The sequence below is a fragment of the Rhodoferax sp. genome (assembly GCF_018780565.1).
Lineage (GTDB): Bacteria > Pseudomonadota > Gammaproteobacteria > Burkholderiales > Burkholderiaceae_C > Rhodoferax.
Genome location: NZ_JADMJN010000013.1, coordinates 14,387 through 34,251 on the forward strand (window position 1 = coordinate 14,387; position 19,865 = coordinate 34,251).

The 19,865-nt window shown below is 61.3% G+C and carries 22 protein-coding genes; 17 read left to right on the plus strand and 5 right to left on the minus strand.

All coding sequences use genetic code 11. The annotated features are described in order from the left end of the window. Nucleotides 1-19 precede the first annotated feature (19 nt). Genes gspG through gspF form a run of 11 tightly spaced genes read left to right on the plus strand, consistent with a single transcriptional unit; the run spans nucleotide 20 to nucleotide 10,239 of the window. Entirely contained in the window at nucleotides 20-460 is a 441-nt protein-coding gene (gspG, locus tag IV109_RS17225) for a type II secretion system major pseudopilin GspG (protein ID WP_296699619.1), read from the plus strand. Then, a complete protein-coding gene (locus IV109_RS17230; protein ID WP_296699623.1) occupies nucleotides 435-887 on the plus strand; it encodes a prepilin-type N-terminal cleavage/methylation domain-containing protein in 453 nt (150 codons plus the stop codon). The genes gspG and IV109_RS17230 overlap by 26 nt, the downstream gene beginning before the upstream one ends. Before the next feature lie 11 nt (nucleotides 888-898). Continuing rightward, nucleotides 899-1,282 (plus strand): type II secretion system minor pseudopilin GspI, encoded by a 384-nt coding sequence (gene gspI, locus IV109_RS17235; RefSeq protein WP_296699630.1) that lies wholly within the window; start codon nucleotides 899-901, stop codon nucleotides 1,280-1,282. Beyond that, the gene (locus IV109_RS17240) at nucleotides 1,282-1,962 is read left to right on the plus strand and encodes a prepilin-type N-terminal cleavage/methylation domain-containing protein (RefSeq protein WP_296699634.1); all 681 of its coding nucleotides are present in this window, start codon (nucleotides 1,282-1,284) and stop codon (nucleotides 1,960-1,962) included. The genes gspI and IV109_RS17240 overlap by 1 nt, the downstream gene beginning before the upstream one ends. Next, nucleotides 1,959-2,927: a type II secretion system minor pseudopilin GspK gene (gspK, locus tag IV109_RS17245; RefSeq protein WP_296699638.1), complete on the plus strand. Its 969-nt coding sequence runs from the start codon at nucleotides 1,959-1,961 to the stop codon at nucleotides 2,925-2,927. Before IV109_RS17240 ends, gspK begins: the two co-directional genes overlap by 4 nt. Nucleotides 2,928-2,943: 16 nt before the next feature. Next, on the plus strand, nucleotides 2,944-4,173 hold the full coding sequence (gene gspL, locus IV109_RS17250) for a type II secretion system protein GspL (RefSeq protein WP_296699642.1): 1,230 nt from the start codon (nucleotides 2,944-2,946) through the stop codon (nucleotides 4,171-4,173). Beyond that, entirely contained in the window at nucleotides 4,170-4,649 is a 480-nt protein-coding gene (gene gspM, locus IV109_RS17255) for a type II secretion system protein GspM (RefSeq protein WP_296699645.1), read from the plus strand. The genes gspL and gspM overlap by 4 nt, the downstream gene beginning before the upstream one ends. A 28-nt stretch (nucleotides 4,650-4,677) precedes the next feature. Beyond that, nucleotides 4,678-5,472 carry a type II secretion system protein N gene (gspN, locus tag IV109_RS17260; RefSeq protein ID WP_296699649.1) on the plus strand — a complete coding sequence of 265 codons (795 nt, stop codon included), beginning with the start codon at nucleotides 4,678-4,680 and terminating at the stop codon, nucleotides 5,470-5,472. Between the two features lie 6 nt (nucleotides 5,473-5,478). Continuing rightward, on the plus strand, nucleotides 5,479-7,572 hold the full coding sequence (gene gspD / locus IV109_RS17265) for a type II secretion system secretin GspD (RefSeq protein WP_296699653.1): 2,094 nt from the start codon (nucleotides 5,479-5,481) through the stop codon (nucleotides 7,570-7,572). A 17-nt stretch (nucleotides 7,573-7,589) separates the two neighbouring features. Continuing rightward, nucleotides 7,590-8,978 (plus strand): ATPase, T2SS/T4P/T4SS family, encoded by a 1,389-nt coding sequence (locus tag IV109_RS17270; protein WP_296699656.1) that lies wholly within the window; start codon nucleotides 7,590-7,592, stop codon nucleotides 8,976-8,978. Nucleotides 8,979-9,000: 22 nt separating this feature from the next. Further along, nucleotides 9,001-10,239, plus strand: a complete 1,239-nt coding sequence (gene gspF / locus IV109_RS17275; protein ID WP_296699659.1) for a type II secretion system inner membrane protein GspF — start codon at nucleotides 9,001-9,003, stop codon at nucleotides 10,237-10,239. Nucleotides 10,240-10,384: 145 nt separating this feature from the next. Here gspF and IV109_RS17280 read toward each other — a convergent pair whose 3' ends face one another. Both IV109_RS17280 and IV109_RS17285 read right to left on the minus strand, forming a co-directional pair. Then, the gene (locus IV109_RS17280) at nucleotides 10,385-10,894 is read right to left on the minus strand and encodes a DUF1993 family protein (RefSeq protein WP_296699661.1); all 510 of its coding nucleotides are present in this window, start codon (nucleotides 10,892-10,894) and stop codon (nucleotides 10,385-10,387) included. A gap of 108 nt (nucleotides 10,895-11,002) precedes the next feature. Then, entirely contained in the window at nucleotides 11,003-11,410 is a 408-nt protein-coding gene (locus tag IV109_RS17285; protein ID WP_296699665.1) for an MAPEG family protein, read from the minus strand. 134 nt (nucleotides 11,411-11,544) lie between these two features. On the opposite strand from IV109_RS17285, the gene gph reads away from it, so the two are divergent. Further along, on the plus strand, nucleotides 11,545-12,225 hold the full coding sequence (gph, locus tag IV109_RS17290; RefSeq protein ID WP_296699668.1) for a phosphoglycolate phosphatase: 681 nt from the start codon (nucleotides 11,545-11,547) through the stop codon (nucleotides 12,223-12,225). Between the two features lie 40 nt (nucleotides 12,226-12,265). Here the strand turns inward: gph and IV109_RS17295 are convergent, their stop codons facing one another. The 3 genes from IV109_RS17295 to IV109_RS17305 form a co-directional block, all read right to left on the minus strand. Beyond that, nucleotides 12,266-12,919 carry a hypothetical protein gene (locus IV109_RS17295; protein ID WP_296699671.1) on the minus strand — a complete coding sequence of 218 codons (654 nt, stop codon included), beginning with the start codon at nucleotides 12,917-12,919 and terminating at the stop codon, nucleotides 12,266-12,268. Further along, nucleotides 12,916-14,715, minus strand: a complete 1,800-nt coding sequence (locus IV109_RS17300) for a methyl-accepting chemotaxis protein (protein WP_296699674.1) — start codon at nucleotides 14,713-14,715, stop codon at nucleotides 12,916-12,918. The genes IV109_RS17295 and IV109_RS17300 overlap by 4 nt, the downstream gene beginning before the upstream one ends. 136 nt (nucleotides 14,716-14,851) lie before the next feature. Next, entirely contained in the window at nucleotides 14,852-15,436 is a 585-nt protein-coding gene (locus IV109_RS17305) for a chalcone isomerase family protein (protein WP_296699677.1), read from the minus strand. A 322-nt stretch (nucleotides 15,437-15,758) separates the two neighbouring features. Here IV109_RS17305 and trpE point away from each other — a divergent pair, with 322 nt between their 5' ends. From trpE to trpC, 5 genes are read left to right on the plus strand one after another with little or no spacing between them, the layout of a single operon-like run. Next, the gene (gene trpE / locus IV109_RS17310) at nucleotides 15,759-17,270 is read left to right on the plus strand and encodes an anthranilate synthase component I (RefSeq protein WP_296699680.1); all 1,512 of its coding nucleotides are present in this window, start codon (nucleotides 15,759-15,761) and stop codon (nucleotides 17,268-17,270) included. 5 nt (nucleotides 17,271-17,275) lie between these two features. Next, entirely contained in the window at nucleotides 17,276-17,887 is a 612-nt protein-coding gene (locus tag IV109_RS17315) for an aminodeoxychorismate/anthranilate synthase component II (protein WP_296699683.1), read from the plus strand. Next, nucleotides 17,874-18,920, plus strand: a complete 1,047-nt coding sequence (gene trpD, locus IV109_RS17320) for an anthranilate phosphoribosyltransferase (protein ID WP_296699687.1) — start codon at nucleotides 17,874-17,876, stop codon at nucleotides 18,918-18,920. The genes IV109_RS17315 and trpD overlap by 14 nt, the downstream gene beginning before the upstream one ends. A 1-nt stretch (nucleotide 18,921) precedes the next feature. Further along, nucleotides 18,922-19,062, plus strand: a complete 141-nt coding sequence (locus IV109_RS17325; protein WP_296699690.1) for a hypothetical protein — start codon at nucleotides 18,922-18,924, stop codon at nucleotides 19,060-19,062. Continuing rightward, nucleotides 19,055-19,849: an indole-3-glycerol phosphate synthase TrpC gene (gene trpC, locus IV109_RS17330; protein ID WP_296699693.1), complete on the plus strand. Its 795-nt coding sequence runs from the start codon at nucleotides 19,055-19,057 to the stop codon at nucleotides 19,847-19,849. Before IV109_RS17325 ends, trpC begins: the two co-directional genes overlap by 8 nt. The last annotated feature ends 16 nt before the right edge of the window (nucleotides 19,850-19,865 follow it).

Here is a 19,865-nt window from a genome sequence, read left to right on the forward strand (position 1 = left end):
GAAAGTGGTGCCTCCCCCCATGAAAGCAAACCCCGCAACTTCACGTCGTCGTTTTCACATCGGCTTTACGCTGATCGAACTGATGGTGGTTCTGTTGATCATCGGTGTGCTGGCCGCGCTGATCGTGCCCAATGTGCTGGACCGGGCCGACGACGCACGGGTGACCGCCGCCAGAACCGACGCCAATAACCTGATGCAGGCGCTCAAGCTCTACAAACTGGATAACCAGCGCTACCCCACCGCCGAGCAGGGTCTGCAGGCCCTGTTGACCAAGCCCGCGGCGGGCCCGGTGCCGCCCAACTGGAAGCCCTATGTCGACAAGTTGCCCAACGATCCCTGGGGCCGTGCCTATCTGTACCTGAATCCCGGCATCAAGGGCGAAGTCGATGTGATGTCTTTCGGCGCCGATGGCCAAGCTGGCGGCGAGGGTAAAAATGCAGACCTCGGCAGCTGGCAATAGCCCGGGACTTTCGGCCGGCTTCACTTTGCTGGAGGTGCTGGTGGTGGTGGCCATCATTGCCATGGCCTCGGCGGGCGTGGGCTTAGCCATGCGTGACTCATCCCAGGTGCAGCTGGACCGCGAGGCGCAGCGACTTGGCGCCCTGTTTGAATCGGCACGCGCCCGCTCCCGTGTGACAGGTGTACCGGTGCGTTGGCATGCTGCTCCTGACGGGTTTCGTTTTGAAGGCCTGGCGTCATCCGTGCTGCCGCAGCAATGGCTTGACAAGGACACAGGTGTGATGGGCTCTGCTGACGTTCTCCTGGGCCCCGAGCCCATCATCGGGCCACAAGAGGTGGTGCTGGTGTCGCTGAGTCAGCCGGGACGAAGCGTGCGTCTCGCCACGGACGGCCTTCGTCCGTTTGCCGTGCAGTCTGCCCCGCCGTGAGGCCTGCCGCCATGGCGTCAAGACGGATCGCAAAGGCAAGAGGGGAGGCGAAAGGCTTCACCCTGGTCGAGGTGCTGGTCGCGCTGGGCATTGTGGCCACAGCGCTGCTGGCGGGCTTGCAGGCCACATCCGCCCTGACCCGCCATGCCCAGCGCCAGGTGGATGTGCTGCTGGCACAGGTTTGCGCGGAAAACGAACTGATCAAGCTGCGTCTGTCCCGGCAGATGCCGGGTGTGGGTGACGCCAGCATGACTTGCGAACAGGCAGGGCGGGTGTTTTCGGTGGTTCTGGCCGTGCGGCCCACACCCAACACCAACTTTCGTCGCGTTGATGCGCAGGTGCTGGATGGCGAGACTTCGGTGCTGCGCCTGTCAACCGTCGTGGGGCGTTTCTGATGCCGGGCCGTCGCATCCTGATGGGCCGCAGCAAGGGCTTTACCTTGGTAGAGCTGCTGGTGGCACTGGCCCTGATGGCCTTGATGGCTACCCTGGCTTGGCGCGGCCTGGACGCCATGACGCGGACGCAAACCCAGACGCAAAAGCATGCGGACGATGTGCTCTCATTGCAGGCCGGTCTGGCGCAGTGGAGCGCTGACCTGGATGCTCTGGCGCAGCAGCCCTCATTGCCGGGTCTGGACTGGGATGGTCGTGCCCTGCGCATGTTGCGCCACAGCGCAGCGACACCTGCCGAGGGTTTGCGTGTCGTGGCCTGGTCGCAGCGCAACATTGGCGGGGCGGGCCAGTGGTTGCGCTGGCAGTCACCCCCCTTGCGAACACGAGTCGAGCTGCAGCAGGCCTGGGACAAGGCCGCCTTGTGGGCCCAGAATCCCGGCGATGAAGAGCGAAAGCGCGAGGTGCGCATTGTGCCGCTGGACCGTTGGCAAATCTACTACTACCGAGGCGGCGCGTGGAGCAATCCGCTGTCCAGCCAGGGCGCCGCCGCCGATGCCAGGACGGGGGCTGAATCCGCTGTGCCCGATGGCGTGCGCGTGGTACTGTCCCTGACACCCGGCCAGGCGATCAGCGGCACCTTGACGCGTGATTGGTTGCATCCCGGCTTGGGAGGCGGCAAATGAAGCAAGGCCGCTGGCGCAAACAAGGCGGCGCCGCCATTCTGCTGGCCATGCTCACCGTCGTGCTGGTCGCCACCCTGGCGTCGGCAGTGTTGTGGCAGCAGTGGCGTGGCGTGGAGGTTGAAACGGCAGAGCGCTCCCGCACCCAATCGTCGTGGGTACTGATAGGCGCGCTCGATTGGGCTCGACTGATCCTGCGCGAAGACGCGCGCAAGGGTGGCGCCGATCATCTGGCGGAACCCTGGGCGGTGCCGCTTGCCCAAGCCCGCTTGTCTTCTTTCCTGGCGGCCGACCGCAATGACGCGCCAGGTGCTGACGAAGCCCTGGACGCGTTCCTCTCGGGACAGATCGTGGATTTGCAGTCGCGCCTGAATGTATTCAATCTGGTGCAGGACGCCAAGATCCATGAACCCAGTCGCCTCGTGTTTTCCCGGCTGTTTGAGCTGCTGGATTTGCCTGAGCGCGAGTTGGCGCTCATGGCTGAAAATTTGCGTCTTGCGCAAGATACCGGCGAACAAGGCCGAGTCAACCCGGCGATGCCCTTGCTGCCCAACACGATCGAGCAGCTTGTCTGGCTCGGTCTGTCCCCTCAAACCCTGGCCGCGATCCGCCCCTACATCACATGGCTCCCGGTGCCAACGCCGGTCAATCTTAATACCGCTTCGGCAGAAGTGATTTATGCCAGCGTCGAGGCCTACAAGCTGGTCGATGCCCACCGGATGGTGCGTGTGCGCAATGCTGCCCATCTGACCTCCTTTGGCGATGCCAGCAAGGCTGGCGGCAATGCGGCGGCGCAATTCAATGATTCGCAGCACAGCGTGGCGTCACGCTTTTTTGAAATACGCGGAAGCCTGCGGGTGGGTGACACCACGGTGCAGGAGCGCTTCGTGGTCCAACGAGAGGGGCTTGATGTGAAAACCCTGTCGCGGCAGCGCGGGGTGGCGCAAGCGGCCACCCCCCTACAATGATCGAAGAGACCTGCGCATGACCACTCTTATCGTCACCCTTTCGCAAGCCCCCTGGGATGCGGCCACCTTGTACGACTATGTGCTGACACCCGATGGCAGCACGGTCGCTGAGCACTCGCGCGTGCCACTGGCGCTGTTGCCGCAGCTCGAGCGTGCGGGCGGTGTCGTGGTTGCCCTGGTGCCGATTCGCCAGTTGTCGTGGCATCAGGTGCAGTTGCCGGTGGGAGCACTGAGCCGCAGTTTTCTGCAGGAAGGTGGCGAACCCCGTTTGCGCGCCGTGCTGGAAGGTCTGCTGGAGGATCGCCTGCTGGATGAAACCGCCCAACTGCACTTTGCCATGGAACCCGCCGCGTCGGCCGATGGACCGGTGTGGGTCGCTGTGTGCGACCGTGCGTGGTTGCGTGGCGCGCTGCATGTGTTGGAGCAATCCGGGCGACCCGTCAGCCGTATCGTGCCGGAGTTCACGCCGCAGGCGCTGGCAGACGAGTTCCATGTGATTGGCGAACCGGGTGATGCCAGTGTGGTCTGCGCCAGCCGCGGCAGTGTGGTGGCATGGCCTTTGTCAGTGGTCAGTGTGGGGTTGCTGAATCCGCCCGATACCGCTGCCGTGGTGGCCGAGCCGGTCATGGCCGCTCTGGCGGAGCAGTTGTTCAAGCGACCGGTAACCCTGCAGCAGAGTGCGCAGCGGTGCGTGCAGGCACTGCAGTCCTCCTGGGATCTGGCGCAATTTGATCTGGTGAATTCGGGCCGCGCCAGAACTTGGAAGCGCCTGTCGGCCGGGATGCTCGGCTTTGCGCGTTCGTCGCGCTGGCGGCCTGCCCGTGTGGCCCTGCTGTCCTTGCTGGTGGTCAATCTGGTAGGCCTGAATGCATGGGCCTGGAAAGAGCAGTCCCGGATCAATGCCAAGCGCGCTGCCATCAACGAGGTATTGACGAGTACCTTCCCGAGCGTGCGGGTGGTGGTGGATGCCCCCATCCAGATGGCCAGGGAAGTGGCGCTGGTGCAGCGTGGCACCGGCGCGCCATCACGTCATGACCTGGACGTGATGCTGGATGCATTTGGCTCCATTGCCCCCGAAAACAGTGCTGTAAATGCTGTTGAATTTGTAGCTGGCGAATTGCGGCTGAAGGGCATCCAACTGGCACCTGAGTATGTGACGCAGGCGTCGTTCAAGCTTCAGCCTCTGGGGTACCGCCTCACGGTGGAGAAAGAGAGCCTTCTTCTCAAGCAGGAGGCCGTGCCATGAAGCTGCTGCCAGGCCTGCGGGCGCGCTGGGACGAGATTTCGGTTCGGGAGCGACGGCTCGTGCTGGGTGCGGTCGCGCTCATGCTGGGCGCCTTGCTGTGGTGGGTGGCCGTGGCACCCGCATTGGCCACCCTGCGCGGGGCCGAGGGTCAGCACCGGTTGCTGGATGCCCGGCTGCAGCAGATGCTGCGCCTGCAGGCGCAGGCCAAAGCGCTGCAAGCCCAGCCCCGGATGTCTTATGACGACACGCGACGCGCCATCGAAGCATCGGTCCAGTCCCTGGGGCCGGTGGCGCAACTGACGGTGGCGGGGGACCGCGCCACGGTGACGCTCAAAGCCATTGCACCGGACGCCATGGCGCAGTGGCTGATGCAGGCGCGTCTGAATGCACGCGTGGTTCCCGGCGAAGCGCGCCTGGTGCGCAATGCCACCGGCAACTGGGACGGTACGCTGGTGCTAAGTCTTGGCGCGCAGTAGCCCGGTCAACGCGTTACAACGGCTGCCCATGTCCCGCATCAAATTGTCTGCACCCATGTCGCCACCCTGGGCGTGGGCCGCTGCCGGAGCCCTGCTGGGGCTGTTGTTGATGACCCTGCTCAATCTGCCAGCGCGTTGGGTGACCGAGGCGTGTCAGGAATTCACGCAAGGACGCCTGATTTTCAAGGATGCGCGTGGCACCGCCTGGAATGGATCGGCCCAGCTCACGTTGGCTGGCGGTGCGGGAAGCACTGACGCCAGCACCCTGCCCGGACGCCTCGCCTGGCGCATTCGGCCGGCCTGGGGCGCCATACTGGCCGAGGTGAGCGCGGACTGCTGCATGCAGACGCCCTGGGGTGTCAGCCTGTTGCCGCACTGGGGTGGCGCCACCCTGTTGTTGAACGACAGCCAGTCGCAGTGGCCCGCCCAATGGCTCGCCGGATTGGGCACCCCATGGAACACGGTGCAGCTGGAGGGTACCCTCATGCTGGTCACGCAAGGCTTGTCAGTCCAGTGGGCGGCGGGACGCATGTCCGTGACCGGGCGTGCCCGGCTGGATGCCGAACGAATGGTCTCACGCCTGTCGACCCTGCGACCCATGGGAAGCTACCGCCTGACACTCCATGGAGGTGCCGCGCCAACGCTTGCACTGGAAACGCTGGAAGGCAGTCTCCAGTTGTCCGGCCGTGGCCAATGGGCAGGATCACGTTGGCGCTTTGAGGGCGAGGCCAGCGCCGCTCCAAACCGCCTGGAGGCCTTGTCAAATCTTCTGAACATCATTGGGCGGCGCGACGGTGCGCGTGCCATCATTAAAGTAGGTTGAACCCGTATGACACATCGTATCTTTCTGTCTCGTCAACATGCTCTTGGTTTGACGGCTGTCCATGTTCTGTTGACGCTGGTGCTGGGGGTTTTTGCCTCCATCTCGATGGCGCAGACTCCTGCGGAGTCGAGAAAGCCGGGTCAGCCCGTGACCCTGAATTTCAACAACGCCGACATTGAGGCCGTGGCGCGGACCATGGCCAGCATCACTGGCTTCAATGTGGTGGTGGACCCGCGCGTGAAAGGCACGCTGACCCTGGTAACCGAGAAGCCGGTGAGCAGCCGCATGGCCATGAACCAGTTCCTGGCTGCCCTGCGACTGCAGGGCTTTACCATGGTGGAGTCTGCCGGTCTTTACAAAGTGGTGCCCGAGGCTGACGCGAAATTGCAAAGCGGTGCCGTGGCCGTGGATGATGCCGGCGCCGGCAATCAGATCTCCACCCAGATTTTCCGGCTCAACTTCGAGTCGGCCAACAACCTGGTGCCCATTCTTCGTCCGTTGATCAGCCCCAATAACACCATCAACGCCAACCCGGCCAACAACTCGCTGGTGATCACCGACTATGGCGACAATTTGCGCCGCATCGCCCGCATCATTGCCGCCATGGATGTCTCCAATGCCACCGATGTGGAGGTCTTGCCGCTCAAGCACGCCATTGCGTCAGATCTGGCGCCACTGGTGTTGCGTCTGATGGATTCCGCAGGCACTGGCATCGGCGCGGTGGCGGGCCAGATTGATTCGTCATTCAAGACCCTGCTGGTGGCCGAGCCCCGCAGCAACACGCTCATACTGCGTGCGGCCAACCAGGCGCGGGTGGCGTTGGTGAAGTCTCTGGTGGACAAGCTGGACCAGCCGCCAGCGCAGGGCAGCAATGGCGCGGCAGGCAACATCTATGTGGTCTACCTGAAGAATGCCGATGCCACCAAGCTCGCTGCCACCCTGCGTGCCGCAATGGCCGGCGAGGCGCGCCCTGCAAGCGCAGCCACGGGTGCATCACCCGCCATGGCCCTGCCGGGGGCCAGCGCCACCACCGCGGGCGGACAAGTCCAGGCCGACCCCGCAACCAATGCGCTCATCATCACTGCGCCAGAACCCCAATACCGTCAGTTGCGTGCTGTCATTGACAAGCTCGATGCGCGGCGTGCCCAGGTGTTTGTCGAGAGCTTGATTGCCGAAGTCAGCGTCGATCGGGCCGCTGAATTTGGCATCCAGTGGCAAGGTGCCCTGGGTAAAAACGGCGATGGCGTCATTGGCCTGCTGGGCACCAACTTTGGTGCTGGCGCCAAGAACATCGTGAACCTCGCCACGCAGGGTGCCACCGGCACGGTGACGCCTGCCCGCGGACTGAACCTGGGCGCTGCCCAGCAGACCAATGGCGTTTATGTGCTCGGTTTTCTGGCGCGCTTTCTGGAGGAAAGTGGCAGCGGCAATGTCCTGTCCACACCCAACCTGCTCACGCTGGACAACGAGGAGGCCAAAATCGTTATTGGCCAGAACGTGCCCTTTGTCACCGGACAGTTCACCAACACGGGGAGCGGTGCCAACAACGGCACGGTCAACCCGTTCCAGACCATTGAACGCAAGGACGTTGGCCTGACCCTCAAGGTCAAACCGCAGATCAGCGAGAACGGCACCGTCAAGCTGGCCATTTACCAGGAGGTGTCCAGCGTGCTGGCCGCCACCGCCAATGCGGCCAATGGCCCCACCACCAACAAACGCACCATCGAATCCAATGTGCTGGTGGAAGATGGTGCCGTGGTGGTGCTGGGGGGCTTGCTGCAGGACGAGTATTCCGGCAACCAGGAGAAGGTGCCGGGCTTGGGCGACATCCCGTTTTTTGGCAACCTCTTTAAGAGCGAGGCGCGTGCCCGCAAGAAGACCAACCTGATGGTGTTCTTGCGCCCGGTGGTGGTGCGTGATGCCCAGTCCACCGAGCGGCTGTCCGTGGACCGCTATGACCTCATGCGCTCCGGACTCAAGGATGCGCAGCCCGTGCCGAGCACGATGGTGCCGATCAACGAGGCGCCGCAGTTGCCCGCTTTGCCTGTGGCCCGGCCGGCCTCGGCACCGGTTGCACCGGCTGCGAAACCCCAGCCTTGAGTCGGGGACAAGCCGCCATGCGTTACCCGCTACCTTACGCATTCGCCCGAACCAACCAGTTGCTGCTGGAGGACGAGTCGGGTGAGCTCACCCTGTGTGTGCATCCCGAATCGCTTGCCAGCGCGGTGAGCGAGGTCTTGCGCAAATACCCGGTTCAGGGGCTGCAGGTGCAGACGCCTGAACTGCTGATCCAACGCATCAGCACGGCCTATGCACAGGGCGAATCCAGTGCCGCTGCCGTGGTGAGCGAGGTGGAGAGCGATGTTGATTTGTCGCGCATGATGCAGGAACTGCCCGCCATCGAAGACCTGCTGGAAACCTCGGACGACGCGCCCATCATCCGCATGCTCAATGCGCTGCTTACGCAAGCCGCGCGAGATGGTGCCAGCGACATTCACATCGAGCCCTATGAACGCCACTCCAGCGTGCGGTTCCGGGTCGATGGCAACCTGCGCGAAGTGGTCCGGCCCAACCGGGCCTTGCATGCCGCGTTGATTTCTCGCCTCAAGATCATGGCCGAGCTTGACATTGCCGAACGACGTCTGCCGCAAGACGGGCGCATCTCACTGCGCATCGGCACGCGGGCCGTGGACGTGCGCGTCAGTACCCTGCCCAGCGCCCACGGCGAGCGCGCGGTGCTGCGTCTGCTCGACAAGAGCGAGAGCAAGCTGAGCCTGGAGTCGGTCGGCATGCAGGGCGCCGTGCTCAAGCGGTTCGAGCACCTGATTGCGCAACCGCACGGCATCATCCTCGTCACCGGGCCCACGGGCTCGGGCAAGACCACCACGCTGTACGCGGCCTTGCAACGGCTTGATGCCCGCGCCAGCAACATCATGACGGTGGAAGACCCCATCGAGTACGAACTGGCGGGTATCGGGCAGACCCAGGTGAACGCCAAGATTGATCTGACCTTTGCCAAAGCCTTGCGCGCCATTTTGCGGCAGGACCCGGACGTGATCATGATCGGTGAGATACGCGATTTCGAGACCGCCCAGATCGCCATACAAGCCTCGCTCACCGGCCATCTGGTGCTGGCCACGCTGCACACCAACGATGCGTCGAGTGCTGTGACGCGTCTGACCGACATGGGTGTCGAGCCGTTCTTGCTCAGCTCCTCGTTGCTGGGGGTCTTGGCGCAGCGCCTGGTGCGCAAACTGTGTACCCAGTGCCACGGGCCGGGTTGCGAACACTGCGGCCACACCGGGTACGCAGGGCGTACCGGCGTGTTTGAGCTGTTGGTTGCAGACGACGCCATCCGCGCGCAAATTCACAACCGCGCCTCCGAGGCCGACATCCGTGCCGCAGCCCTGGCCGGTGGCATGACCTTGATGCGCGACGATGGCACGCGGCTGGTACACAGTGGTGTGACCTCGCGCGAAGAGCTGGTGCGCGTGACGCGCGACTAGCCGCTACCACTGGAGCAGCGCCATGCCCGTTTATTCGTTTGAAGCCTTGACCGCGCTGGGGGAAACCCGCAAAGGCGTGATGGAGGCTGACTCCGCCAAGGCGGCCCGCAGCCTGCTGCGCGGCCAGGCGCTGGTGCCCATGAAGGTGGAAGCCGTTGGGGCCGGCACCGATCCGGCTTCAAACCAGGGCGCTGCAGCGCAGGGTTCACGCATCATGCGCCGCCGTGTCTTCAGCCCCACAGGGCTCGGTGTCTGGACGCGGCAATTGGCTGGACTGGTGTCCTCGGGGCTGCCCCTGGAGCGCGCGTTGACCTCGCTGGCCGATGAGTCCGAGGGGGAGGCCGAACATCATCTGGTGGCCACGCTGCGAGCCGAGGTGAACGGTGGCTCGACCTTTGCCAAGGCGCTGGCACAACATCCGCGCGAGTTCTCGCCGATCTTCATTGCGGTGATTGGCGCGGGCGAGCAAAGCGGCAACCTGGGGCTGGTGCTTGAACGCCTGGCGGACGACCTGGAGGAGCAGCAGGCGCTCAAAGCCAAACTCATTGGCGCAGCGCTTTATCCGGCCATCGTGACGGTGGTGGCCATCCTGATCGTGCTGTTTCTGGTCACTTATGTCGTACCGCAGGTAGCCCATGTGTTTGCCGGCAGCAAGCGCGCCTTGCCGCTGTTGACCGTGCTCATGATCGCCACCAGCGACTTCTTGCGGAGTTACGCCTGGGTCTTGCTGGGTGCTATTGCTTGCATCGCTGTCGGGGCAAGAATAGCGTGGTCTAGCGCCCTGTTTCGTGAAAAATTTGACGCAACCTGGTTGCGCCTGCCGATTCTGGGCAAGTTGTCACGCAGCTACAACACCGCGCGTTTTGCCAGCACCCTTGCCATGCTGTCGGCGGCGGGTGTCCCGATTCTTAAAGCGCTTCAATCGGCTGCCGAAACATTGTCCAACCGCGCCATGCGCACCGATGCGCTGGACGCGCTGGTGTTGGTGCGTGAGGGGGCTCCCCTGGCCTCTGCACTGGCGCAGAAGAAGCGCTTTCCCGGCCTGCTGGCCATGTTCGCCCGCCTGGGTGAGCAGACCGGTCAGCTGCCGGTGATGCTGGCACGTGCCGCCCGGCAACTCAGCACCGAAGTGGCCCGCCGCGCCATGCAGTTGGCCACCGTGCTGGAGCCGCTGCTGATTGTGGCTATGGGCGTGGTGGTGATGCTGATCGTGCTGGCCGTTCTGTTGCCCATTATTCAACTCAACCAGCTTGTGAAGTAGGGCCGGGCGCTTGATGTGCCGGTTGGTTCGATAGGCAGTTGATTTGCATGCGGGAGAGGAAATCGAGAGTTCGGTTCAGGCGTCTCTTTTAGGCCCAGAGCTGTCTTTGATCCATAACCCCATCGGACGCCTCGGCCTCTCGCTATCAATAAGCGCCCATGTAATCACGCTTGCCGATTTCCAGACCGTTATGTCGCAGGATGGCGTAAGCGGTGGTGATATGGAAGAAAAATTGTGGCAAACCGTAGTTCGATAGATAGACCTGACCACTGAGTTTTTTCTCTTTCGGCGTACCAGGTCGCAGCACAATCTCTTTGGACTCGCTGCCGTCGAAGGACGCGCTGTCCAAGCCATCCAGAAATGCCAAGGTCTTTGCCAGTAGCACGTCCAGATCGGCAAAGCTCTGCTCCTTGCCCTCAAAGGCAGGAACATCGGCACCGGACAGTCGAGCCGATATGCCACGCGCGAAGTCGGCCGCGATCTGCACTTGCTTGACCAGCGGGAACATATCCAGATACAGGCGTGCTTGCAACAACGCGTCCGGATCAATGGCCTTCCCGCCAAGGTGTGCATCGGCCTGGCCAAGAATGGTCTTGAGAGCTGTCAGCATTTGCTTGAAGACAGGAACGGAATTCGTATACATCGGGCTGGTCATGAGTACTTCTCTATTTGGTGAAATGGCGAGGATAAGTTGAAAGCGCTGCCACTGCACATGCCAGGGTCAATTCGGACCACAGATTCCGTAGTTGAATCACTGTCCAGGCTAGGTCAAAAGAAGGCGAATAGACCAGTACACGCCAATGCTCAGTTGCACGGCAAATGCCGAAAACCGAAGACTAACGGCGAAAGCCGACAGAGAACTGAGATGAATGATGGACTGAGCCATGCGCGCAGAGAGCAAGACGTAGGCTAAAGGGTCGGTGATGGAGGTTTTTCCTGCTACCACGGCAATGAGCATGAGACCTCCGAAGATGGGTAAGCCTTCGATGCAGTTGGCATGTGCCCGCGCCAGGCGCTGCATGAAAGGTGACAGGTTGGAGTTGTCCGGGTTGAACCCGTTTGCCGGCACGATTTTGGTGACGACCAGCTTGGAGCGAATGACTTCCATGAGCACCAAGAGGAAGAGGGACCAGGCAATGAAGCCCGTCAGGGCGGTGATGGTTGAGTTCATGTTTAATCCTGACGACTCATGAATGGATGGCGGTGGAACACTATAGCCCCGAAGTCAGACACATGACTGTTTGTTGGAGCTTGGGGCACTCTTGACCCAGCCTTGGTTGTAGACTGCAAATTTCCCGGAAATCTATGAAGTTGAACCAGTTTGATATTGACGCTGTGATGGTGGATTTGGACGGCACCATGGTTGACACACTCGGTGATTTTGTGGTGGCGCTCAACCTCATGCTGGGTGATTTGCCACCGCCGTACCGCCATGCCCGCATGGAGCGCGCCACAGTCGCCCGGCTGGTGGGCAAAGGGTCTGAGCACCTGATCAAGAGCGTGTTGTCGGCAGTCGATGCCGATGATCAGGAGCCCTTGTTTCAGCTCGCATGGACGAGCTACCAGCGCCATTACCTGGCGATCAATGGTCAGCATGCCTTGGTTTACCCCGGTGTCAACGCTGGCTTGGAGCAGCTCAAGGCGCGTGGCCTGAAGCTGGCCTGCCTGACCAACAAGCCCACTGCGTTTGCACGGGCTTTGCTGGAACTGAAAGGTCTGGACAAATTCTTTGCTGTGACCTATGGCGGTGACGCTTTTGAGCGAAAAAAGCCTGACCCTTTGCCTCTGCTGAAAGCGTGCGAGGCCTTGGGCAGCTTGCCGCACAGAACCCTGATGATTGGCGACTCCAGCAACGACGCCTCTGCTGCGCGCGCGGCAGGCTGCCCCGTGCTGCTGGTGACCTATGGCTACAACCATGGTCAGCCCATTCATGCTGTGGATGCGGATGGCTACGCCGACTCGCTGGAAGACTTGATCGCGCTCTAGCTCGCGCCGTTCCGCTGCGTGGCTTTAACCTTGCCCGGCGTCAGAACAGAAATTTCAGGCCAAGGCTGAAAAGCGTGTCAGTGCCGACGCGGCCCACCGTGCCATCTAGCTGCAGGTTCTTGTTCAACTGGGTGCGCAGCCCGATTTGAAACGTAGGGATGGACTGCTCCTGTCCGAAATATTCCAGGTGGGGCGTCAGAGCGCCGAATTCCCGCTCGATCGCCAGACCCCAGGTCAACAGCGTGGGACTGTCGGGCGGACGGTTGGCCCCCAAGTTGATGTGCAGCGAGCCTGCTTCGCCATTGCAACTGAGCAAACCATTGAGGTAGGTGGTGTTGGTTGTGTCGTTGTTGGGCTGCGATGCGCCGATCACGGCACCAACATTGCAGCCATCCTTACGCGAGGGTGTGAGGCGGAACTTGGCCTGCAGTGCGCTGGTGTTGACCTTGTTGGTGGCGTCGCGTGCGAGTGAGCCACCAATTTCCACACCTTCAATCAATCCGTAGGCTGGCGCCACCGTCCACACATTCACGCCGCCGGCAGTGCGCGCGTACCAGGCCTCCACATGACCCGCACCGACGTCGTTGACATTGGCATCGTCCACTGCCAGGGGCCGACCCGCCAGGCAGGCGCCGCCGGCAAGGGCTCCTGTGATAAGGACCAGGGGTGCGGTAAGCCGCTGTATGAAATTCAAAAGGTTTCCCAGTCGTCATCGCCACCTTTGGGTGTGACGGCCTTGGTCGTTGCGGTGGCCACGGTGGATTCCGCGGCCGTGGCGGGCTTTGGAGGTGCTGCCGCCGGCTTGGGTGGTGCACCTGCAGGGGAGCGGGCTGCCGCTCCCTGTGGTATGCCGCCGCCGCGTCGTTCAATTCCCTTGAACGGCGCAGCGCCTGGTTTATGGGACCGCACTGCGGCGGGCGATGCCGTGCCATGCAGGGCATCATTGGCGCTCAGCTTAAAGGCCACTACCACCTGCACCAGTTCCTGGGCCTGTGACTTCAGGCTGCTCGCTGCGGCAGCCATCTCTTCCACCAAGGCTGCATTTTGTTGCGTGGCCTGGTCCATCTGCGACACGGCCTCACCCACCTGGGCCACGCCGGAGGCCTGCTCGTTGCTGGCCGCGCTGATTTCACCCATGATGTCGGTCACGCGGCGGATGCTGCTCACCACTTCAGTCATGGTGGCACCAGCTTCATCCACCAGCGTGGTGCCCTGTTCCACCCGCTCCACACTGGCATTGATCAATGTTTTGATTTCCCTGGCAGCTTCAGCCGAGCGACCGGCCAGCGAGCGTACTTCACTGGCCACCACGGCAAATCCTCGGCCCTGCTCGCCGGCGCGGGCTGCTTCGACGGCAGCATTGAGTGCCAGAATATTGGTTTGAAAGGCAATCCCGTCAATCACGCTGATGATGTCGGATATCTTGCGCGAGGCGTCGTTGATGCCCCGCATGGTGTCGACCACCTGGCTGACCACTTCGCCGCCCTTGATGGCCACCGTCGAAGCACTCATGGCGAGCTGGTTGGCCTGGCGGGCACTGTCGGCGTTTTGCTTGACGGTAGAACTGAGCTGCTCCATTGATGCAGCGGTTTGCTCCAGAGCGCTGGCTTGGCTCTCGGTTCGTGCAGACAGGTCGTGGTTGCCAGAGGCGATCTCGGCACTGGCAGTGGCCACGCTTTCAGACCCCTGCCGTACGTTGGCGACCAGCCTGATCAGGCTGGCCTGCATATCCTTGAGCGCCATCAGTAACTGCGCGGTTTCATTTTTACCTTCGGCATTGATCTGCACACTCAGGTCACCCGCCGCCACAGAACGCGTGATGGCCACTGCCTGGTTGATGGGGCCTGTGATGGCGCGAATGATCCACAGGGCCGTCAGCACCGCTACCGCCAGGGCAATCAGAACGGCTGTGACCATAATCAGCTTCATGCCGTTGACCTCGCCGGTGGCCTCGTCCGCAGCGCTGCCCATCAGCTTCTCCTGGTACTTGATCATCGCGTCGATGGCGTCGAAGTAGGCCAGTTGTACGCCCAGCACCTCGCTCATCAGCACGGTTTTGGCTTCGTCAACCCTGGAGCCATCCACGAGTTCCATGAATTTATTTTGCTGCGCCACGTATTTGGTCCGCACGTCGAGAACCTTGGCCAGGCCGGCCTTGCCTTCGGTTGATTTGATTTGCTGGCCGAGTTTTTCCAGACGTTCAAGAATTCGCTTGCGCGTTGCCTCGATACGGGCAGCCTCCTTTTTGATGTCCGCCGGATCAGTCAGGATGACCATGTTGCCCAGCGATCGGGCGATCAGGTTGATGTCGCCTTTGACCTCAAAAAGGCTCACCACAATCGGGACGTTGCCATGAACCACCTTGTCGACACCATCGCTGACGGTATCGGTTTTGACGGCCGCGATGCCGCCCATGAGCATGATCAAAAAAGCCAGAACGCCGAAACCGAGCATGAGTCGGAGGGAAATTTTCATATCGCGGAGGTTCATGATGAACGCCTTTTCCAAATTGAATCTGGGCAGCAGTCTATCCTAGACTTTGTGCATCACCAGCTCCCTCAAATTCCCCGATGCAGGCGGTTTTTCCCTGTCATTGATGGCATCACGCTGACCGCGCATCCCGAACCTATTTGATATTCAGCAACGCGTCCTTGAGTTTCCAGTCTGCGGGTGACGGACCGAGCCAGATCGACATCAAGGCCATAAAGAATTCAGGTTCCTTGAAGGGCTCACCCTGGGCTTTGCCCTTGACGGTGATCACGCTGCCAGCCCCCGGAATCCACTCGATCATGAAGTTGTCCCCCGCCGCCAGCTTCTTTTGGTCCGAGAAGATCTGGCTCATGCGCATCAGACCCGGAATCAGTTTGGACATGGCCGCCTTGCCCATGTTGTCTTCCATGCCCCGGGTGAGCAGCTTGCCCAGCTCATTGGCGTCAAATTCCCGCAGCAGGGTGATGGTCATGCGTTTGGGGCCGGGTTGGTTGACAACTTCCTCCAAGCTACTGGCTTTCTTGCTCGAATACAGTCCAGCGACGTAGCCTTTGAAGGGCCCTTTGTAGCGTGTCCCTGCGCCGTTGAGTCCCAGTTTGACCCCGTTAACCGTTGCCGTATCTTCCACCTTGACGCCATTGATTTCCAGGGTGGCTGCCAGTGTGTTGAAGGCGAGCAGGCCGGTAATCACCGCAAAGGCCAGGCGTTTGATGTATTTCATGCTGTCTCCTGTTAATGGAACGATCGTGCTATTTAAACGAGGTGCCCATTTTGGGGTGGTTTCCACTTGCCCGCAAGAGGGTTTCCGATCAGCAGTTTGCTACACTGGCGCCATGTTCATTCACCGTATCAGCATCACAGGTTGTAGCGACCGGGGAGCCTGGCCCTGGCGTACGCTGCAAGAATCGATGGCTCGCGCCTGATTTCTCTCTCGTCTGAATGACCCGCAGCCCCGTGGGCTGCCCGCCAAACCTGCTGCATGCCTGGGGTGATAGCCCTGGCCACATGCCCAGGGTATGGCACTGAACTGAAAGAACATCCCTGTGATCTCTGAACTCGAATTCAAAAGCCTGAGTATCCAAGGCTACAACCGCATTCCGCTCATGGCGGAGGCCTTTGCCGATCTGGAAACCCCCTTGTCGCTGTACCTGAAGCTGGCGCACGCCAAGAACGGCGGCAAGTACAGCTTCCTGCTGGAGTCCGTGGTGGGCGGTGAACGCTTTGGACGCTACAGCTTCATCGGCCTGCCGGCGCGAACCCTGGTTCGCTCCAGCGGCTTTGGCGCCGATGTGCGCACCGAGGTCGTGACTGACGACGTGGTGCTGGAAACCTCCAGTGTCAATCCACTGGATTTCATTTCCGATTATCAGAAGCGGTTCAAGGTCGCCTTGCGCCCGGGCCTGCCCCGCTTTTGTGGCGGACTGGCGGGGTACTTCGGCTACGACGCCGTTCGTTACATCGAGAAGAAGCTGGCCAACTCCTGCCCGCCGGACACCCTGGGCTGCCCGGACATCTTGTTGTTGCAATGCGAAGAACTGGCTGTGATCGACAACTTGTCGGGCAAGCTGTACCTGATTGTGTACGCAGACCCGTCACGACCCGAAGCGTATGCCAACGCCAAGAAGCGCCTGCGTGAGTTGAAAGATCAGCTCAAATACTCGGTCAGCGCCCCGGTGGTCAAGCCCACGCAAGGCTACCCGGCCGAGCGGGAATTCGCCAAGGCGGACTACATCGCCGCCGTGGAGCGTGCCAAGGAGTTGATTGCCGGCGGGGATTTCATGCAAGTGCAGGTGGGCCAGCGCATCAAGAAGCGCTACACCGAGTCACCGCTCAGTTTGTACCGGGCCTTGCGGGCGCTGAACCCCAGCCCCTACATGTATTACTACCACTTTGGCGATTTCCACGTGGTCGGTGCCTCGCCAGAGATTCTGGTGCGCCAGGAACAGGTCACGCTGGAGGGCAAGACCGAGCAGAAAGTCACCATCCGTCCTCTGGCCGGTACCCGGCCGCGCGGTGCCAGTCCCGAGTTGGACAAGGCGGCCGAAGTGGAATTGATCAACGACCCCAAAGAGCGCGCCGAGCATGTGATGCTGATTGACCTGGCACGCAATGACATCGGTCGAATTGCCAAAATTGGCAGCGTGAAAGTGACAGAGGCCTTCAGCGTGGAGCGTTACAGCCATGTGATGCACATCGTGAGCAACGTCGAAGGCACCCTCCTTGATGGCATGACCAGCATGGATGTGCTCAAGGCAACCTTCCCTGCGGGCACGCTCACCGGTGCGCCCAAGGTGCATGCCATGGAGCTGATTGACCGCCTGGAGCCGAGCAAGCGCGGCCTGTACGGCGGCGCTTGTGGGTACCTGAGTTACGCAGGTGATATGGACGTGGCGATTGCCATCCGCACCGGCATCATCAAGGACCAGATGCTCTACGTGCAGGCGGCGGCCGGTGTGGTCGCCGACTCGGTGCCCGAGCTGGAGTGGAAGGAAACCGAAGCGAAGGCCCGGGCTTTGTTGCGGGCATCCGAATTGGTTGAAGAAGGGCTGGAGTGAGCACCATGAGTCAAAAAATCAAACTCCTGATGATCGACAACTACGACTCGTTCACCTACAACATCGTCCAGTACCTGGGCGAACTTGGTGCCGAGGTTGAGGTCTTTCGCAATGACGAAATCACGTTGGACGAGATGGATGCACGTCTGAAAGCCGGGCAACTGGACCGCCTGGTGATCTCGCCCGGCCCCTGCTCTCCTGCCGAGGCTGGCATTTCGGTGGCCGCCATCCAGCATTTCGCCGGCAAACTGCCGATTCTGGGTGTGTGCCTGGGACATCAGTCGATTGGCGCGGCCTTTGGCGGCAAAATCATTCGCGCGCAGCAGTTGATGCATGGCAAAACCAGTGTCATCACTACGACGCAAGAGGGCGTGTTTGCCGGTTTGCCGGCGCAGTTCACGGTCAACCGCTACCATTCGCTGGCGATCGACCGCCCGAGCTGCCCGTCCTGCCTCAAGGTAACGGCCTGGACGGACGATGGCGAAATCATGGGTGTGAAGCACACCACGCTGGACATCGAAGGCGTGCAGTTCCACCCCGAGAGCATCCTCACCGAGCATGGCCACGCCATGCTGAAGAACTTCCTGAAGCAAGACCGTCGCCATGCCCCACTCTAAAACCATTACCCCGCAGGAAGCCCTGCTGCGCACCATCGAACACCGTGAGATCTTTCACGATGAAATGCTGCACATCGTGCGTCAGATCATGAAGGGCGAATGGTCCCCCGTGATGATCGCCGCCTTCATCACCGGACTGCGCGTCAAGAAAGAGACGATCGGAGAAATCACGGCGGCCGCCCAGGTGATGCGCGAGTTTTCCACCAAGGTGCAGGTGGCTGACAAAACCCATCTGGTGGACATCGTGGGCACGGGTGGCGATGGCTCGCATACTTTCAATATTTCGACCTGCGCCATGTTCGTGGCGGCAGCGGCCGGGGCCAAGGTGAGCAAGCACGGTGGCCGCAGCGTCAGCAGCAAGAGTGGCAGCGCCGATGTGATGGAGTCGCTTGGTGTCAGTATCAATCTCGCGCCCGAAGCCATTGCGAAATGCATCGAGCAGGTTGGCGTAGGTTTCATGTTCGCCCCCAATCACCATCCGGCCATGAAGAACGTGGCGCCGGTGCGCAAAGAGTTGGGTATCAAGACCATTTTCAATCTGCTGGGCCCGCTGACCAATCCCGCCAACGCGCCCAACATTTTGATGGGTGTGTTTCACCCCGATCTGGTGGGTATTCAGGTGCGTGCGCTGCAGCGCCTGGGTGCCGAGCATGCGGTGGTGGTCTACGGGAAGGACGGCATGGATGAGGTCAGCCTGGGTGCCGCAACGCTGGTGGGGGAGCTCAAGCATGGCGAAGTGACCGAGTACGAAATTCATCCCGAAGATTTCGGCATGGTCATGGCCAGCAACCGCGCGCTCAAGGTGGAGACGCCAGAGCAGTCCAAAGCCATGCTGATCGGGGTGCTGGACAACGTGCCTGGTGCACCACGCGACATCGTGATCCTCAATGCCGGTGTGGCACTGTATGCCGCTAATGTGGCGGATTCGATGAAGGCCGGCGTGGATCTGGCGCGACATGCTATCGAATCAGGAGCGGCGAGGGCCAAGCTGGCGCAATTGGTGGTTGCCGCGCAAGCCTTGAGCGTCGCCTGATATGGCCGCACTGCTGCAAGGTGAAGGTGCCTGGATCGCTTTGGGTGTCTCGGCCTTGTTTATCGTGGTGGGTCTGGTGATGCACCGCATTTTTATCAACATTTTGAAAAATGGCTCCCAGGAGTCGCCCAAGCATGACTGATATTCTGGACAAAATTGTTGTTGTTAAACGCGAGGAAGTCGCGGCGGCCAGCAAGCGAAAGTCCCTGGACTTGGTGCGTGCAGATGCCGAATCTCGCGTGTTGACGCGAGATTTCCTGGCTGCCATGCGCGCCAGGATCGCTGCGGGGCAGCCCGCCGTGATTGCCGAAATCAAGAAGGCCAGCCCCTCCAAGGGCGTGCTGCGGGCTGACTTCATTCCAGCCGACATTGCGCAAAGCTATGCGGAGCACGGGGCCGCCTGTTTGTCGGTGCTGACTGATGTGCAGTTTTTCCAGGGCAGCATCGATTACCTCAAGCAGGCGCGTGCCTCCTGCCAGTTGCCGGTGTTGCGCAAGGATTTCATTGTTGACGCCTACCAGGTCTATGAATCCCGCGCCATGGGGGCCGATGCGATTTTGCTGATTGCGGCCATTCTGGATGATGGACAGATGAAGGACTTTGAGGCGATTGCCCGTAGCCTGGATATGGCTGTGCTGGTGGAAGTTCACGATGCCGCCGAACTGGCGCGCGCGCTGAAACTCAAAACCCCCTTGGTGGGCATCAATAACCGCAATCTCAAGACCTTCGAGGTGTCGCTGGATACCACGCTGGCCCTGATGCGTGATGTGCCCAAGGACCGTCTGCTGGTGACCGAGAGTGGCATTCATACCCGCGAAGATGTGCTTCGCATGGGGGCGGCTGGCGTCAACGCCTTCCTGGTCGGCGAAGCCTTCATGCGTGCTGCTGACCCGGGCATGGCGCTGGCGGAATTGTTTGGCGCTGCGTGAGCGTTGTCGATTGATC

Excerpts from the sequence above, each read along its gene's own strand:
- gspM (WP_296699645.1), top strand. The coding sequence starts at position 4,170 with ATGAAGCTGCTGCCAGGCCTGCGGGCGCGCTGGGACGAGATTTCGGTT.
- IV109_RS17325 (WP_296699690.1), top strand. The coding sequence starts at position 18,922 with ATGGCCGCACTGCTGCAAGGTGAAGGTGCCTGGATCGCTTTGGGTGTC.
- gspI (WP_296699630.1), top strand. The coding sequence starts at position 899 with ATGGCGTCAAGACGGATCGCAAAGGCAAGAGGGGAGGCGAAAGGCTTC.
- IV109_RS17285 (WP_296699665.1), bottom strand. The coding sequence starts at position 11,410 with ATGAACTCAACCATCACCGCCCTGACGGGCTTCATTGCCTGGTCCCTC.
- gspL (WP_296699642.1), top strand. The coding sequence starts at position 2,944 with ATGACCACTCTTATCGTCACCCTTTCGCAAGCCCCCTGGGATGCGGCC.
- IV109_RS17270 (WP_296699656.1), top strand. The coding sequence starts at position 7,590 with ATGCGTTACCCGCTACCTTACGCATTCGCCCGAACCAACCAGTTGCTG.
- IV109_RS17315 (WP_296699683.1), top strand. The coding sequence starts at position 17,276 with ATGAGTCAAAAAATCAAACTCCTGATGATCGACAACTACGACTCGTTC.
- IV109_RS17230 (WP_296699623.1), top strand. The coding sequence starts at position 435 with ATGCAGACCTCGGCAGCTGGCAATAGCCCGGGACTTTCGGCCGGCTTC.
- gspK (WP_296699638.1), top strand. The coding sequence starts at position 1,959 with ATGAAGCAAGGCCGCTGGCGCAAACAAGGCGGCGCCGCCATTCTGCTG.
- IV109_RS17280 (WP_296699661.1), bottom strand. The coding sequence starts at position 10,894 with ATGACCAGCCCGATGTATACGAATTCCGTTCCTGTCTTCAAGCAAATG.
- IV109_RS17305 (WP_296699677.1), bottom strand. The coding sequence starts at position 15,436 with ATGAAATACATCAAACGCCTGGCCTTTGCGGTGATTACCGGCCTGCTC.
- gspG (WP_296699619.1), top strand. The coding sequence starts at position 20 with ATGAAAGCAAACCCCGCAACTTCACGTCGTCGTTTTCACATCGGCTTT.
- gspD (WP_296699653.1), top strand. The coding sequence starts at position 5,479 with ATGACACATCGTATCTTTCTGTCTCGTCAACATGCTCTTGGTTTGACG.
- trpD (WP_296699687.1), top strand. The coding sequence starts at position 17,874 with ATGCCCCACTCTAAAACCATTACCCCGCAGGAAGCCCTGCTGCGCACC.
- gspF (WP_296699659.1), top strand. The coding sequence starts at position 9,001 with ATGCCCGTTTATTCGTTTGAAGCCTTGACCGCGCTGGGGGAAACCCGC.
- IV109_RS17240 (WP_296699634.1), top strand. The coding sequence starts at position 1,282 with ATGCCGGGCCGTCGCATCCTGATGGGCCGCAGCAAGGGCTTTACCTTG.
- gph (WP_296699668.1), top strand. The coding sequence starts at position 11,545 with ATGAAGTTGAACCAGTTTGATATTGACGCTGTGATGGTGGATTTGGAC.
- IV109_RS17300 (WP_296699674.1), bottom strand. The coding sequence starts at position 14,715 with ATGAACCTCCGCGATATGAAAATTTCCCTCCGACTCATGCTCGGTTTC.
- trpC (WP_296699693.1), top strand. The coding sequence starts at position 19,055 with ATGACTGATATTCTGGACAAAATTGTTGTTGTTAAACGCGAGGAAGTC.
- gspN (WP_296699649.1), top strand. The coding sequence starts at position 4,678 with ATGTCCCGCATCAAATTGTCTGCACCCATGTCGCCACCCTGGGCGTGG.